This is a genomic window from Paenibacillus jilunlii, from assembly GCF_900102965.1.
Lineage (GTDB): Bacteria > Bacillota > Bacilli > Paenibacillales > Paenibacillaceae > Paenibacillus_AQ > Paenibacillus_AQ jilunlii.
This window is the reverse complement of the sequence record NZ_FNGM01000011.1, coordinates 85,591-99,993: the sequence shown is the minus strand read 5'-3', so window position 1 is coordinate 99,993 and position 14,403 is coordinate 85,591. Positions and strand designations below refer to the sequence as shown.

Annotated in this window: 15 protein-coding genes; 14 read left to right on the top strand and 1 reads right to left on the bottom strand. The window is 34.4% G+C overall.

Annotated features, from left to right (window positions below):
• The 14 genes from BLQ82_RS18865 to BLQ82_RS32085 all read left to right on the top strand — a co-directional run bounded on the left by BLQ82_RS18865 (position 1) and on the right by BLQ82_RS32085 (position 13,056).
• Entirely contained in the window at positions 1–852 is an 852-nt protein-coding gene (locus tag BLQ82_RS18865; RefSeq protein WP_062523321.1) for an NAD-dependent epimerase/dehydratase family protein, read from the top strand.
• A gap of 17 nt (positions 853–869) precedes the next feature.
• On the top strand, positions 870–1,703 hold the full coding sequence (locus BLQ82_RS18860) for a glycosyltransferase family 2 protein (protein WP_062523320.1): 834 nt from the start codon (positions 870–872) through the stop codon (positions 1,701–1,703).
• Between the two features lie 58 nt (positions 1,704–1,761).
• Positions 1,762–2,634, top strand: coding sequence for a glycosyltransferase (locus tag BLQ82_RS18855; protein ID WP_074648405.1), 873 nt, complete (start codon positions 1,762–1,764; stop codon positions 2,632–2,634).
• Between the two features lie 7 nt (positions 2,635–2,641).
• Positions 2,642–3,574, top strand: coding sequence for an alpha-1,2-fucosyltransferase (locus BLQ82_RS18850; RefSeq protein WP_074648403.1), 933 nt, complete (start codon positions 2,642–2,644; stop codon positions 3,572–3,574).
• Positions 3,575–3,618: 44 nt separating this feature from the next.
• Positions 3,619–4,734 (top strand): glycosyltransferase, encoded by a 1,116-nt coding sequence (locus tag BLQ82_RS18845; protein WP_074648401.1) that lies wholly within the window; start codon positions 3,619–3,621, stop codon positions 4,732–4,734.
• Positions 4,735–4,758: 24 nt separating this feature from the next.
• Positions 4,759–5,673, top strand: a complete 915-nt coding sequence (locus tag BLQ82_RS18840) for a glycosyltransferase (protein ID WP_074648399.1) — start codon at positions 4,759–4,761, stop codon at positions 5,671–5,673.
• Entirely contained in the window at positions 5,654–7,120 is a 1,467-nt protein-coding gene (locus tag BLQ82_RS18835; RefSeq protein ID WP_074648397.1) for a lipopolysaccharide biosynthesis protein, read from the top strand. Before BLQ82_RS18840 ends, BLQ82_RS18835 begins: the two co-directional genes overlap by 20 nt.
• Before the next feature lie 734 nt (positions 7,121–7,854).
• A complete protein-coding gene (locus BLQ82_RS31565; protein ID WP_143013492.1) occupies positions 7,855–8,379 on the top strand; it encodes a hypothetical protein in 525 nt (174 codons plus the stop codon).
• A 61-nt stretch (positions 8,380–8,440) separates the two neighbouring features.
• Positions 8,441–9,607 (top strand): nucleotide sugar dehydrogenase, encoded by a 1,167-nt coding sequence (locus BLQ82_RS18825; RefSeq protein ID WP_062521400.1) that lies wholly within the window; start codon positions 8,441–8,443, stop codon positions 9,605–9,607.
• A 28-nt stretch (positions 9,608–9,635) separates the two neighbouring features.
• The gene (gene rfbA / locus BLQ82_RS18820) at positions 9,636–10,514 is read left to right on the top strand and encodes a glucose-1-phosphate thymidylyltransferase RfbA (RefSeq protein ID WP_062521398.1); all 879 of its coding nucleotides are present in this window, start codon (positions 9,636–9,638) and stop codon (positions 10,512–10,514) included.
• Between the two features lie 21 nt (positions 10,515–10,535).
• Positions 10,536–11,096 (top strand): dTDP-4-dehydrorhamnose 3,5-epimerase, encoded by a 561-nt coding sequence (gene rfbC / locus BLQ82_RS18815; RefSeq protein ID WP_062521396.1) that lies wholly within the window; start codon positions 10,536–10,538, stop codon positions 11,094–11,096.
• Between the two features lie 34 nt (positions 11,097–11,130).
• A complete protein-coding gene (rfbB, locus tag BLQ82_RS18810; RefSeq protein WP_062521394.1) occupies positions 11,131–12,126 on the top strand; it encodes a dTDP-glucose 4,6-dehydratase in 996 nt (331 codons plus the stop codon).
• Positions 12,127–12,128: 2 nt separating this feature from the next.
• Positions 12,129–12,776 carry a YdcF family protein gene (locus tag BLQ82_RS18805; protein WP_062521393.1) on the top strand — a complete coding sequence of 216 codons (648 nt, stop codon included), beginning with the start codon at positions 12,129–12,131 and terminating at the stop codon, positions 12,774–12,776.
• A 130-nt stretch (positions 12,777–12,906) separates the two neighbouring features.
• Entirely contained in the window at positions 12,907–13,056 is a 150-nt protein-coding gene (locus tag BLQ82_RS32085) for a hypothetical protein (RefSeq protein WP_157243774.1), read from the top strand.
• 118 nt (positions 13,057–13,174) lie between these two features.
• Here BLQ82_RS32085 and fliB read toward each other — a convergent pair whose 3' ends face one another.
• On the bottom strand, positions 13,175–14,380 hold the full coding sequence (fliB, locus tag BLQ82_RS18800; RefSeq protein WP_244280875.1) for a flagellin lysine-N-methylase: 1,206 nt from the start codon (positions 14,378–14,380) through the stop codon (positions 13,175–13,177).
• Positions 14,381–14,403: the final 23 nt, after the last annotated feature.

Below are 14,403 nucleotides of genomic sequence, written 5' to 3'. Positions count from 1 at the left end.
ATGAAAATACTTGTAACAGGTCAAAATGGTTATATAGGGAAGAAATTTGCAGCTTGGTTAAAACAGTGGCCAAAAGAATATGAAGTGGATTTTATATCTGTTAGAGACGATGAATGGAAGAAACATAAGTTTTCTGATTATGATGTTCTATTTCATACGGCTGCACTAGTGCATAAAAAAGAAAAGCAAGCAATGAGCGAATCATATTACAAAGTTAATAGAGATTTGACAGTTGAACTTTCTAAAAAAGCAAAAAAAGATGGGGTTAGCCAATTTGTATTCCTAAGTACAATGGCAGTTTTTGGAGTGGAGGGAAGCACTAAAAATGTGGTGGTAATTGATAAACAAACTGTAGAGAGACCAAATACTTTATATGGAAAATCAAAGTTTCAAGCTGAGAATGAAATTAGAAAAATGGAAGGAGAGAATTTCAGAGTAACAGTCATTAGGCCTCCTATTATTTATGGACCAGATTGTCCTGGGAATTACTCGAAATTAAAAAGATTAGTGCTTTGGTCTCCGCTATTCCCTGAACTTAATAATAAAAGAAGTATGCTTTATATAGATAACTTATGTGAGTTTATTAGGGGAATAGTAGATAGAAAAGAAGCTGGTGTCTTTCATCCCCAAAATAAGGAATACGTTGATATTCAAGTGCTTGTTAAGCATATCGCATCAAATAATCATAAACAAGTAAGATTTTCGAGGAGTTTAGCTAATATTTTGATTATTATTCCTGAATTCGGAATTCTTAGAAAACTATTTGGTTCATTAGTTTATGATTATGAATTGACAGGAGATTACATGGTTGATGTTGAGGAATTTGAAAGTTCAATTAATAAAAGTAACTAATAATTGGAGTACGTGCTATGAAAAATACAAAGTATTCTGTACTAATGTCTTTATATTATAAAGAAAATCCCAGTTATTTGCGTGAAAGTATAGAAAGTATGCTGCAACAGACTCTTAAGCCGGACGAAATAATTATAGTTAAAGATGGTACTTTAACACCATCACTTGAGCAGGTTTTGAATGAGTTTGCTAACGAGCCTTGTTTAAAAACTATACCGTTAAGGGAAAACAAAGGACTGGGCGAAGCTTTAAATATAGGAATGAATTATTGTAAGAATGAACTTATAGCTCGTATGGATACGGATGACATTTCTAAGAAAGATCGATGTGAGAAACAAATAAAAATGTTTGAAGAAAACGAATTACTCTCAATAGTGAGTTCATCAATCATGGAATTTGAGGTTAATACTGATAAGGTCAAATCAATAAAAAGACTTCCATTAACACACGAATCAATTCTTAAGTTTGCAAAAAAAAGAAATCCCTTTAACCATCCTGCTGTAATGTACAAAAAATCAGTAGTCTTACAAGCTGGGGGATATAAGCATTTTGAGCTATTTGAAGATTACTATCTATGGGCAAGGATTCTTATGAATGGAGCGATAAGCGCCAATATTGATGAACCTTTACTTTATATGCGTGCTAATAGAAATATGTATAAAAGACGAGGGGGCGTTTCGTATTTTAAATGCATTATTCTCTTTAAGTGGCATCTTAGAAAAATAGGTTTTTATTCACTTTTAGACTTTTTTTTGTCAGCTTTAGCTCAAGGGGCGGTAGCTGTGTTACCAAATGGTATTAGAATGAAAATTTACAAGGTGTTTTTGAGAACTGATGCTCAGGGGAATTAATATCTTTGGTATTTAGATGATTTTATCGTGTTTTTGGATGAATGTGAGGGGATAATAGATGGAGCTATGTTTGGGAGTTGTTTTATATTATCCCAGCCAAGAAAATATAAACAATATACTATTGTATTCAAAATTTATTAATAAGATATATATATATGATAATACAGAGGAGCCAGATTCAAAAATTCCGGAGGCATTTTCAAATGAAAAATTTTATCATTATATGCCTCAGAGAAGCAATATGGGAATGGCAAAAGCATTAAACGATTTATGTAATAAAGCAATTAAAGATGGATTTGATTATATCATAACTATGGATCAAGACAGTGTTTTTGAAAATTCGAGTTTAAATATTTTAATGGAGTTTATTTCAAATAACGATTTAACAGATGTTGGTATTATAGCACCGAAGATAATATTCTTAAATTGGAAATCTAACAAATCAAAAAAAGATTCCATGGCAAGTTTAGGCACTAATTTGTCTAATAACGTTAAATGGGTTATTACCTCAGGTAGCGCAATCAATCTTAAATCATACTTATACACTTCAGGGTTTGATGAAAACTACTTTATTGACAGATTAGATTATGATTACTGCATGCAGTTGAACACATTAGCCTTAAAGATAGTTGTTTTGAATAATTCTTTCTTGAATCAAAGTTTAGGTGAAGGTACTAGGAATTTATTTGGGTTTCAATATTCGGAACATAATACATTGAGGAACTATTATATTTTCAGAAATAGACTTTATTACTCAGATAAATATCTTAAAGGATTAAGAAGGTTTTCTTTTAGGTTCCTGGGAAGCTTAAAACAGATTATTTTTATTATATTTTTTGATAAGAATAAATGTCAGAAAATCAAAATGATAAATAAAGCATATCATGATTATGCACAGGGGAGAATGAATAAGTATAATTCAACTAGGTGATGATGAAATGAAAGGGTCAGTGAGTGAGAACAAAAAGATAATAATCCGAGTTATGGGTGGATTGGGAAATCAATTATTCCAATATGCATATGCAAGATATTTACAAGAAATATATAATGCAGATATTTATTTAGATTTAAGAGGATATCGAAATTATAAAGTAAGAGAATTTTCATTAAATAAATTCCAACTAAATGATAAAGTTCATATTTTTAGCGCGGCTATGGTCCCTTTGAATGATAGATATAGGTATGGTTTAACTAGGAGAATTTATCATATTGTACAGTTTATGATCAAAAAAATCAGACGGAAAAATAAAATGGGAACTCTACTGTTTCATTTGATGGCTAAGTGGGGATTTTTCTATAATTTTGATGCTTTTTATTACCCCACTCCAAAGTATAAGGGGGGGGGGGATTTATTTGTATATGGTTATTTTCAAAGTCCTTTTTACTTTGATGCAGTTAAAGATGTACTGCTGAAAGAATTGGTGGTTAAAAAAGACTTTCTGATTAAAACTCAAAATATCGTTGAGGAAGTAATGTCGGTTAACAGTGTTGCAATCAGTATTAGATGTGGTGAAGACTATTTAAATAGTAATTTGAATGTTTTTTCTGAGGGGTTCTTTTATAAGGGAATAGATTATATAAAAAAACGAGTGAATAATATTAAAATATATATTTTTAGTGATGATATAAATAAATGTAAAGCCCTTTTTTCATTTGGTCAGGAAGTAACATATATTGAAGACGCGTCTGACTATGAAGGAATAACTATTATGAGTAAATGTAAACATTTTATTATATCTAATAGTTCATTTTCTTGGTTTGGTGCTTATTTGTCAAATTATGAAGAAAAAATAGTTATTGCACCTGAGAAATGGTATAAAAACAAAAAAGAGGGAGAGGATATTTATTTTCCTAATATGATAAGAATGTAGTCATTTTCTATATTACTATCAATCTTTTGAAAGGGAACATAAAAATGAAAAATGCAATATATATTGTTTATGATTTTGAAAGTTATAGGAACAAAATATTAGGGCAAATGAGTTCTCTGAGGAATTTTGGATATGATACTTATCTATTAACAATTTGCGAGAATGGAAGCTGCGAGTTTAGTAACTTCACTAATGGAGAAATGATGACTTTAGAAACCTTCAAGCTTCAGAATTACTCAAAATATACTTTGAAACCAAGATATGAGTTGAGTTCTTATATAGATCGGTTAATAAGCAAGTACGACTTTAAATTATTCTATTTTAGAAGACTTGGTTTAGATATAACAGGTTGGTCGCTAATCTTTAAAAAAATTAAAAAAAATAACTCAAGGGAAATATTATATGAAATACCTACGTACCCCTTTGATAAAGTCAATAGAATTAAAAGTATTATTGCTACTTTTGCTGAAAATTTCTATTTTCAAAGGTTTATTTACAAGTACATAGATCGAATTCCAGTAGTCGTACAAAATGATTGTGTATTAGATCATAAAATGGTTGAGTTTAACAATGCGATAGATATATCTTCTATAAAACATTTATATGCAGAGCCGAAAAAGATTGGAAAGGAATTCAATGTTATGGCTCTGGCTCATGTTAATTACTGGCATGGTTATGATAGAGCTTTACGAAGTTTAGCTGCGTATAAAGGAGAAAAAGAAATTTATCTTTATATCATTAGCAATGAGACTAAGGAACTCAATAACCTAAGAAAACTATCTTCTGATTTGAATATTGAAAAAAATGTGATTTTTAAAAAATATAGAGACGTTGAAGATATTCAGTCGGAAGTAAGGAATTATCATGTAGCACTAGGAGGCTTAGGTTACTATAGGAGAAACGCTAAATATGATACCTCCATAAAAAATAAAGAATATTGTGCTTTTGGGTTACCTTTCGTGATAGCAAACCCTGATAAATCTTTTCCTAAGGATTTCAAATATCAATATAAGGTATTGGAAGATGAGAATATATTTGATTTTAATAATGTTATTAATTGGTTTAAAGAAATATCAGCAGAAGATTACAAAAAAGAGATGATTAAATATGCATGTGAGAATCTAATATATGATTTACAAATGGTTAAATTACTTAAATAATTTTTGAGGCAATAGGAGACTGAAATGGATAAGGTATGTTTTGTAGTACTGCATTATAAAGATGAAAAGGCTACATCAGATTGCATTAACTCATTGATCGATAATATCTTACGAGAAAATGTTCATATTATTATTGTTGATAATGGATCTAGTGATGGTTCGGGAGAATTTATTAAAAAAAGCTTTGAGGCTTTTGATAATATCCACACTATAATTAATAAAGATAACATTGGGTATGCAAAAGGCAATAATATAGGGTATTGCTATGCCAAAGAGGAATTGCAGGCAAATTACATTATAATACTTAATAATGATACATTGATAAAGCAATCTTTGTTTGTCGAGAAAATAATTCAATTATATAACGAGAAGCAATTTTATGTTATGGGACCAGATATTCTTTCATTAAGTAGGAGTCTTCATCAAAGTCCCTTAAGGGCCAAACCGTTATCTAGTAAAGAACTGAGAGAATATTTGAAGGTTTGGGATGACTTTGAAAATAAAATAATTAGAAATAGATTAAAATATATAATGAAAGGAATAGTTGGGAAAAAATCACTTCAATTTTATAGGAAGGTTAAGAATTCAAGAAATATGAATGATAGTGATATTTTGTATAAATACGAACAAGAAAATGTAGTGCTTCATGGAGCTTGTGTTGTATTTTCACCATTGTACGTGTCTAGAGAAAAAGAGGCTTTTTTTTCGGAAACTTTTTTGTATTTTGAAGAAGATATTCTGACCTATCTTTGCAACAAAAAAAACATGAAAATAATATATTCACCTATAGTACAAGTATTGCACTATGAGGATCAATCAACAAATAAAGTAGTAAAAAAGGAGTTTGATAAGGAATTATTTAAAATAAACCATCAACGGCATTCAGCAAAAGTTTTTTTGAATTTGATGGGATTAAGTCATGGGGAGAAAGGTATTTGATACTGTGGGAAAACTTCGAAATGGAATAATAGTAACAATTATCTCTAAGTATTTATATATCATAATCATGTTTGTTGTAACCATGATCTTATCTCGAGTGCTCAGTCCAAGGGATTTTGGAATAGTGGCAGTGCTTACAGTGTTTACAAATTTTTTTCTTGTAATTGGAGACATGGGTATAGGAGCAGCAATAATTCAAAAAAGGGATTTATCTGATCGAGATATTTCCAATTTCTTTTTTATAATGATTATTCTGGGTTTACTATTTGGTATAGTTTTTATAGGGATTACTGAACTAATTGTATTGATATATGATGATTCTGTTTATCGTTTAATAGGGCATTTACTGACTTTTTCTGTTGTGTTTAGTATATGGAATATTATACCTCAAGCTGTATTACAGAAAAAAAAGGAATTCAAATTAATGGGTTTTATTACTATTTCAACCACTCTGTTGAGTGGAACAATAGCAATAATTAGTGCGCTATCTAAAGTTGGCTATTTTTCAATAGTCTATCAATCAATTTTTTACGCAATGCTCTTATTCATTTTTAATTTGTATTATAGCAAAGTTAAATTTAAGTTAGAATTTAATGCTAAACCATTAGAAAAAATTAAAGAATATTCAATGTATCAAATGTTGTTTAACCTGATAAATTATTTTGCTAGAAATCTTGATAGCTTTCTAATTGGAAAATCTATCGGTGAAGCGGCTTTGGGTTATTATAATATGGCATATAAATTGGTATTGATGCCAGTACAGTACTTAACTAATGCTGTTACACCAGTTTTACACCCGGTGCTCTCTGATTATCAGAACAATTATAGTATGATTTATAAACAGTTTCTTAAAGTTGTAAGAGTACTGGCTGTATTAGGAGGATTCATTTCGATTGTATGCTTTTCATGTGCAACTGAAATTATTACAGTGTTGTACGGATCTCAATGGAGCGGAAGTATTGTTCCCTTCAAAATTATGTCCTTGTCGATTGGCTTTCAAATGATAATGTCAGCGAGTGGTTCAATATTTCAAGCTTCAGGAAACACGAAGTATTTATTTCTTTCAGGTTTAGCATCTTCTACATTAATTATTAGTGGTATAGTATTTGGAGTTCTAAAAGGTGAAATAGTTTATGTTAGTATTGGAATAACCATTGCCTATATAATAAATTTTTTTCAAACCTTTTATGTACTGATAAACGTAGTACTAAAGCAAAGTTTAAGAGAATTCATAGTTGTAATTAGATGGACTGTGATTTCAGTATTTATTACTTATATTGCAAGTGGGAATTTCAAATTATCGGGTACCCCCTTATTTACTTTGGTTTTAAAAATTACGCTCATAGGATTGGTTTACTTAGGAATACTTTTAATTTCTGGTGAGCTAAAGAGAGTAATAAATATATTAGTGCCCCAAAAAAGACCTGAGAATATGGTGAAACAATGAAAAAAATATATCAATTTATTGTAATTTTCCTACTTTTAATTGAAACAAATTTCTTTTCCTTGATTAAATTGCCGACCTTCATTAGCGCATTGACATCGTATCACACAAAGCAACTAACTTTAATCGTGTGCCTTTTTTCATTTGTTTTATGGTTTTTATTTGAAAAAATGTCACGCCATACTGTGTCGAGGTATTATAATACGCCGATTGTCATTTTTTTATTCTCAACGATAGTTATTAGTATTATGAGCATGCTTATTTACAATCAATCAATTTTGAGTGTTTTAAGAGTTAGCTACTTCTACTATATTATATTGTTGTTTTATTTTTTATCTTATTTTTGTTGGAAAGATAAAAAAAACTATCATTTTCTGATAAATAGCATTATTTTGTTTGGTACTATATACAGTATTTTGCTTATAGTTCAATACTTATTTTTTAAAAGTGGGTTAGATGCATTTCTAATCTTCAATGATGAAAATTTAGTTGTATTATCCAAAAGTATTAACCCGAGGATCGCACGTCCAGCGGATTTTATAGCGTTTTCTTCCGTGCTATTATTTTCTAAGATAGTTACTGGGAATGCGTTTAGTATAAATAAATCGAAATTATGGATACTATTGTTAATCGAATTAATCTATATTCTTTTGGTTTCACAAACACGTATGTATATAATTGCGTTACTGATTTCTTTCTCTATATCCGTTTTATTCATTAAAAGAAGAAATCAAGGCATGAGCATAGTTGTCTATATAATCTTGGTGCCCGTTATATTTCTAATGGCTAATGATTCTTTATCTAAATTTTTCTCCTCATTTATGACAGGTGATAGAGTTAGTAGTACTCTTATAAGAAGCCAAGAAATTTTGTTTTATTCTAGACAAATATTTAGCAATGGAATAATTGGTAGAGGATTTATAGATATATCTTCTCCAGATTATGTTCTCTTAAATCATGGGCCTTTTGGAACTTATAACACTTCTGATATTGGAATAATTGGATTTTTATCTATTTATGGACTTTGTGGAGGCTTATTTCTTGTATTTACAATAAGGAAAATTATCAGAACTTTAAAGAATAACAAAGAAAATGCATTACAATTAAAAAGTATTGAACTTATCACCCTCTGTCCATATTTTTTACTTGTTTCCTTAACGTTATTTTATACTGATATTCAAAGAATTATTTATTTACCTATTATATTGACTATTTTTGAATTTGCTCATAAGGAATCAATTGAAAAAGCAAGGGATTCTTAAAGCAGAGTTAGGACTATCCCAATCCTACTAGTGTATATTATGTTATAAAGGTGGTTAAAGCGTGAAGATAACAGTTGCTGGCACAGGTTATGTAGGACTTTCAAATGCTGTATTATTAGCTCAGTATAATGAAGTTATTGCAATTGATATAATTCAGGACAGAGTTGATATGATTAAAAAAAAGAAATCACCAATAGCAGATAAAGAAATTGAAGAATTCCTATCTTCAAAAAGCTTGAATCTCGAAGCTACTTTAGATGAAAATAAAGCATATAAAGATGCTGAATTTGTTATTGTTGCAACACCTACAGATTATGACCCGGAAAAAAATTATTTCGATACAAAAAGTGTGGAGAGTGTTATCTCTAAAGTATTAAGAATTAATCCAAAAGCAACTTTGGTGATTAAATCCACTGTTCCAGTAGGGTACACAGAAGAAGCCAAGATAAAATTTAATACACAAAATATTATATTTTCACCTGAATTTTTACGTGAAGGTAAGGCACTATACGATAATTTGTATCCTTCAAGAGTAATAGTAGGAGAAAAGTCAGAAAAAGCAGAAAGATTTGCAAATTTATTAATTGATGCCGCTTTAAAAAAAGACATACCAATCTTATTTACTAATTCAACAGAAGCTGAAGCAATTAAGCTTTTCTCTAATACTTATTTGGCGTTACGAGTTTCTTACTTTAACGAGTTAGACACATATGCTGAATTAAGAGGTTTGAATACCAAAGAGATTATTGAGGGGGTAGGACTTGATCCTAGAATAGGAAATCACTATAACAATCCTTCTTTTGGGTATGGGGGATATTGTCTTCCAAAGGATACAAAACAATTAAAAGCAAATTATCAAGATGTTCCTAACAACATTATAGGAGCGATTGTAGATGCCAATAGAACTCGAAAAGATTATATCGCATCAAAAATAATAGAAAAGAATCCTAAAATTGTAGGTATATATAGACTTACTATGAAAACTGACTCTGATAATTTCAGAGCTTCATCAATTCAGGGAATAATGAAAAGAATTAAAAGCAAAGGCATTGAAGTTGTGGTATATGAACCGGTATTAAAGGATGAATTATTCTATGGTTCAAGAGTAGTGAAGGACTTAAAAGAGTTTAAATATTTAGCTGATGTTATAGTGTCAAATAGACAGTCAAGTGAGCTTTCAGATGTTATAGGAAAAGTATATACCAGAGATATATATAATACTGATTAAAATTACTAAATCAAAAGGAGGAAGCATTTTGAAAGGCATAATCCTAGCCGGAGGCAACGGAACCCGCCTCTACCCATTAACCATGGTAACCAGCAAACAACTGTTACCTATTTACGACAAACCTATGATCTACTACCCTTTATCCACTCTAATGCTGGCGGGAATTAATGATATCCTGATCATCTCCACGCCAGAAGATACGCCTAGATTCGAAAGTCTCTTAGGGGATGGATCTCAGTTCGGCATATCCTTACAGTACATAGTGCAACCAAGTCCTGACGGGTTAGCTCAGGCTTTTCTTTTGGGTGAGTCTTTTATTGGAAATGACTCGGTGGCTATGATTCTTGGCGACAATATATATTATGGCAACGGTATCCGGAAAATGCTGAAACGGGCTTCGGACAAAGCGCAAGGTGCGACCGTATTTGGGTATCATGTGCAAGATCCTGAGCGTTTTGGTGTGGTGGAGTTTAATGAAGATGGTAAGGTGCTCAGTGTGGAAGAGAAGCCTGCACAGCCTAAATCTAATTATGCTATTACTGGTCTGTACTTCTATGATAACCGGGTAGTCGAGATTGCGAAGAATGTTAAACCCTCCTCTCGGGGCGAACTTGAAATCACCTCAATTAATGAAGCCTATCTCAACCTAGGTGAACTGGATGTTGAATTATTGGGTCGCGGTTTTACGTGGCTGGATACGGGAACTCATCAAAGTCTTGTGGATGCAACTAACTTTGTTAGAACCATCGAGGATCATCAAGGGATTAAGATTGCTGCTCTTGAAGAGATTGCCTATATTAATGGCTGGATCACTAAAGAGCATTTATTGAACTGCGGACAGAAGTTGAGTAAAACAGGGTATGGCCAGTATTTAATTAAGGTGGCTACCGGGAAGATCCAATATTAAGTTTCGAAGGTGTGAAGAGAAATGAAATTAACAGAAACGGCTTTGCCTGGCGTTTTTATCGTTGAACCTGCGGTATTTGGCGACCATCGCGGATGGTTTATGGAAACATTTAGTGATGCGAAGTTTAAGGAGCAAGGAATAGATATTACTTTTGTCCAAGATAACCAATCCTATTCTGCTGTAAAAGGAACCCTTAGAGGGCTCCATTATCAATTGAACCCTAAAGCGCAGACGAAGCTTATCCGCTGTACACGTGGAGTAATCTACGATGTAGCTGTAGATATTAGAAAAGGCAGTCCTACATACGGTAAATGGTTTGGTCTTGAGTTAAGTGCGGAGAACAAGAAGCAGTTGCTGATCCCGAAGGGTTTTGCACATGGATTCCTGACTCTTACTGAGAATGTTGAAGTTCAATATAAATGTGATGAGCTGTATGCTCCCGAATGTGATGGTGGTATTCTGTGGAATGACCCCGCCATTGGTGTTGAATGGCCAATACACGTGGTTCCTGTACTATCTGCTAAGGATGAGAAGGCTCCTTTGTTGAAGGATGCGAATTTGAATTTCACATATGGCGGCTAGGGGATTATTAATAGAGAGTTCTGAGGTGTAGATAATGAGTAAGAAAAAATTGCTGATTACTGGTGGTGCCGGATTTATCGGCGGAAACTTTGTCCATTACATGGTTGATAAATATTCCGATTACGATGTAGTTAACCTGGATTTGTTGACCTATGCTGGTGATCTGACCAAGCATAGACAAATCGAGAACAAAGCGAACTATCGTTTCGTACAGGCAGATATTGCAGATCGGGAGGCAATCTTTGCTCTTTTTGAACAAGAGAAATTCGATTATGTGGTGCATTTCGCTGCGGAAAGTCATGTGGACCGCTCCATTACCGATCCGGCTGTATTCGTTCGTACGAATGTTATGGGGACACAAGTGTTGTTAGATGCTTCCAGAAAGATAGAGCTGACTAAATTTGTTCATGTCTCCACGGATGAGGTTTACGGTGAACTGGATTTTGATCCGACTGTGTTCTTTACCGAGGAAACTTCCTTGCAGCCGAACAGCCCTTATAGTGCAAGCAAAGCAGCTTCAGATCTGCTAGTCCGGTCTTACCATGAAACATTCGGCTTGCCGATGAATATTACCCGCTGCTCTAACAATTACGGCCCTTACCATTTCCCAGAGAAGCTGATTCCGCTAACAATCTCTAAGGTTCTGAATGGACAGAAGGTTCCCGTTTACGGCGATGGCAAAAATATTCGTGACTGGCTTCATGTCTATGATCACTGTGCTGCGATTGATCTCGTATTGCACGAAGGTGTAAGTGGTGAAGTGTATAACGTAGGCGGCCATAATGAGCGCACGAATCTGGAAGTGGTAAAGACCATCATCCATACTCTGGGTAAGTCTGAAGATTTAATTGAATTCGTTGCAGACCGGTTGGGGCATGACAAGCGTTACGCTATCGATCCTACCAAGCTGGAAAAATTGGGCTGGAAGCCTACGTACACTTTTGAGACTGGAATTGCGCAGACGATACAGTGGTACACGGCAAATGCAGCGTGGTGGGAGCAAATTCTTAGCGGCGAGTACCGGAAGTAGTTATGAAGAGTATAGATGTTAAAAAGACGGGCAAGCGTAGAAAGAGAATTCTTTTTCTTTACTTGCCTGTTCTGTTAGTTCTTACTTTGTGCTTCTTCGGTGCAGGGCGTTTTCTTCTATTCAATCAATCTCCACAGCAAGCAGAGGTAATAATTGTGCTTAGCGGTGGGGGCACGAATAGGATTGAGAAAGGAATCGAGTTATATAAAAATGACTTTGCCCCATATATTCTCCTTTCTAACGCTAAGGAACCTGCGGGTACCCCTGGTGATATGCTTCAAACTACACTTGCATTAGGAATTTCACAAGAAGATGTTTTGACGGAGAATGAGGCTCAAAGTACTTACCAGAATGCAAAATTCACTCTGTCTATTATGGAGAACAAAGGCTTTACGTCTGCTATTGTTGTTTCTTCCGACTTCCACATGAGAAGAGTGAGGTTTCTTTTCGATCATGTCTATAAGAACTCCGGGATTGAACTTACTTATGTAGGATCTATTTCAGGCTATGATGCTAATCATTGGTGGAGGGGGAAGTACAATCGTGAGGTAACGATTACCGAATACACTAAAATGATAGGCAATACCTTCGGTTATAATGGTTCTGAGGCAAAAAAAGTGCTTGAAAAATTCAAGAGTTGGTTGCCGTAGAGTTTATTATCACGACTCCCAACAAAACTACCAATATTTCACCCCCCCTCCCACAAACCGACAAACAAACTAGGTATCCCGGTCTATAATTAGGGTCAAATCTATTTTGTTACGGTAGGAGAGAAGTCCCATGCCGAATTATTATTTTAAGGAAATCTGGACGCCTTTGCGATGGATACATATTTGGTTCTATCGGGATGATGCGGGGCGGTTGTGGGTGAAGCATGGATCGAAGCGGCGGCGACTGGTGGGGAAGCAGGAAAGTGAGACGGAGGCCTAAGGGCCTCCGTTTTTTGGAAATAAGAATTTATGTGCTTCCCGCCATACACTATTCTTCTATTTCTCGCTGAAACGGCTACCTCAAATTCTGATAGTAACACTCCCGACTTGTATATCGGCTACTTTACCAGTAAGGACATTCCCCCGAGGGTATAATATCCCTGATCTTTTAGATCTCTAAGTATTGCGCTGAGGAATTTGTTGGAGAACTTGTAGTTTTTCGTATACGACTGGATAAGCTTGACGACCATATCATCATTTAGCTCTTGTCTGTTCGCCGCCATTCCAATGAGGTGAAGCCGAATGAAGGAATAATCTGCAACGAGCTTCACGAAGAAGTCGAACAGGCTGTCCCCTGCATAGATATCAGTCATGAAATTCTGGTACACATGATTAATCGTATAATTCTCAAAAATGAACTCCTTCTCCCGGAGGTAGGGTTCATAGATTTCCTCGCGTACACTACGGTAAGTATGTAACGATTCACTCAAGCTGCTCCCGTTGCTCTGTATGCCTTTGAGGTATTCATTCTTGCATTCATTGTAGCGGGCATTCCATAAAAACTCACTTAGGTGCGCCATTAGGGTATTGTTCAGAACCTGGAATTGGATCTGATCGTTTGAGGGAAATACATCATAGTTGCGCAGTTCCTCGTTAGTAACCAGTTCACCTCTGAATTCATCCACGAAAGAGAGAACATTATCATATGCACCCGAACGAAGCAGTTCGTCAGTATTATCCAATAGTACTCCAATTATAATTAATCGGTGCTGAAGAGAGAACTGGCGATCGCTCAAAATCTCCAGCGTGATATCCCGCAAGTTCCGAAGGCATTGTTTTTTCTTGTCGGTTAGACTAGCTAGTGGGTTGATGCGCAGATTCGGTGTATGCAGTTCATTGGTCCGGGTAAAGTTCATGGCGTCTTCTGAGAGAAGCACCAAGCGGGCGATCTCCGGACAGGACAAGAGTGCAGATACTTCAATCTCATCGGCCTCATTCAGAATTCGCGGGTAGGTCGAGCAGGTCTGTGAGAGGAAGGTCTCTCCTATCTTGGCTTGAATCGTGCAGAGGCCGTCACAGAGCATGGAACAATTGCCGGTTTTTTGGTTCATTTTAAAAGAAGCGTATGACTCTCTGCTTTTTTTATTACGCACAAGATTCTTGTTAATCTTTGCGTGAAGGCTTGTGTCAGGAATCTGCTTGTACTTTTCATAGGTTGATTGGTCTATGGTTATTTCCCATAAAGAGCAGCAAGTGTCTTCGCAGGCCGCCCCCGTACATTGGAATTGCCGTATATATTGAGGAGTCAGATACTCCTTCTGCATGACCCGCAAAAAAAAACCTCCTT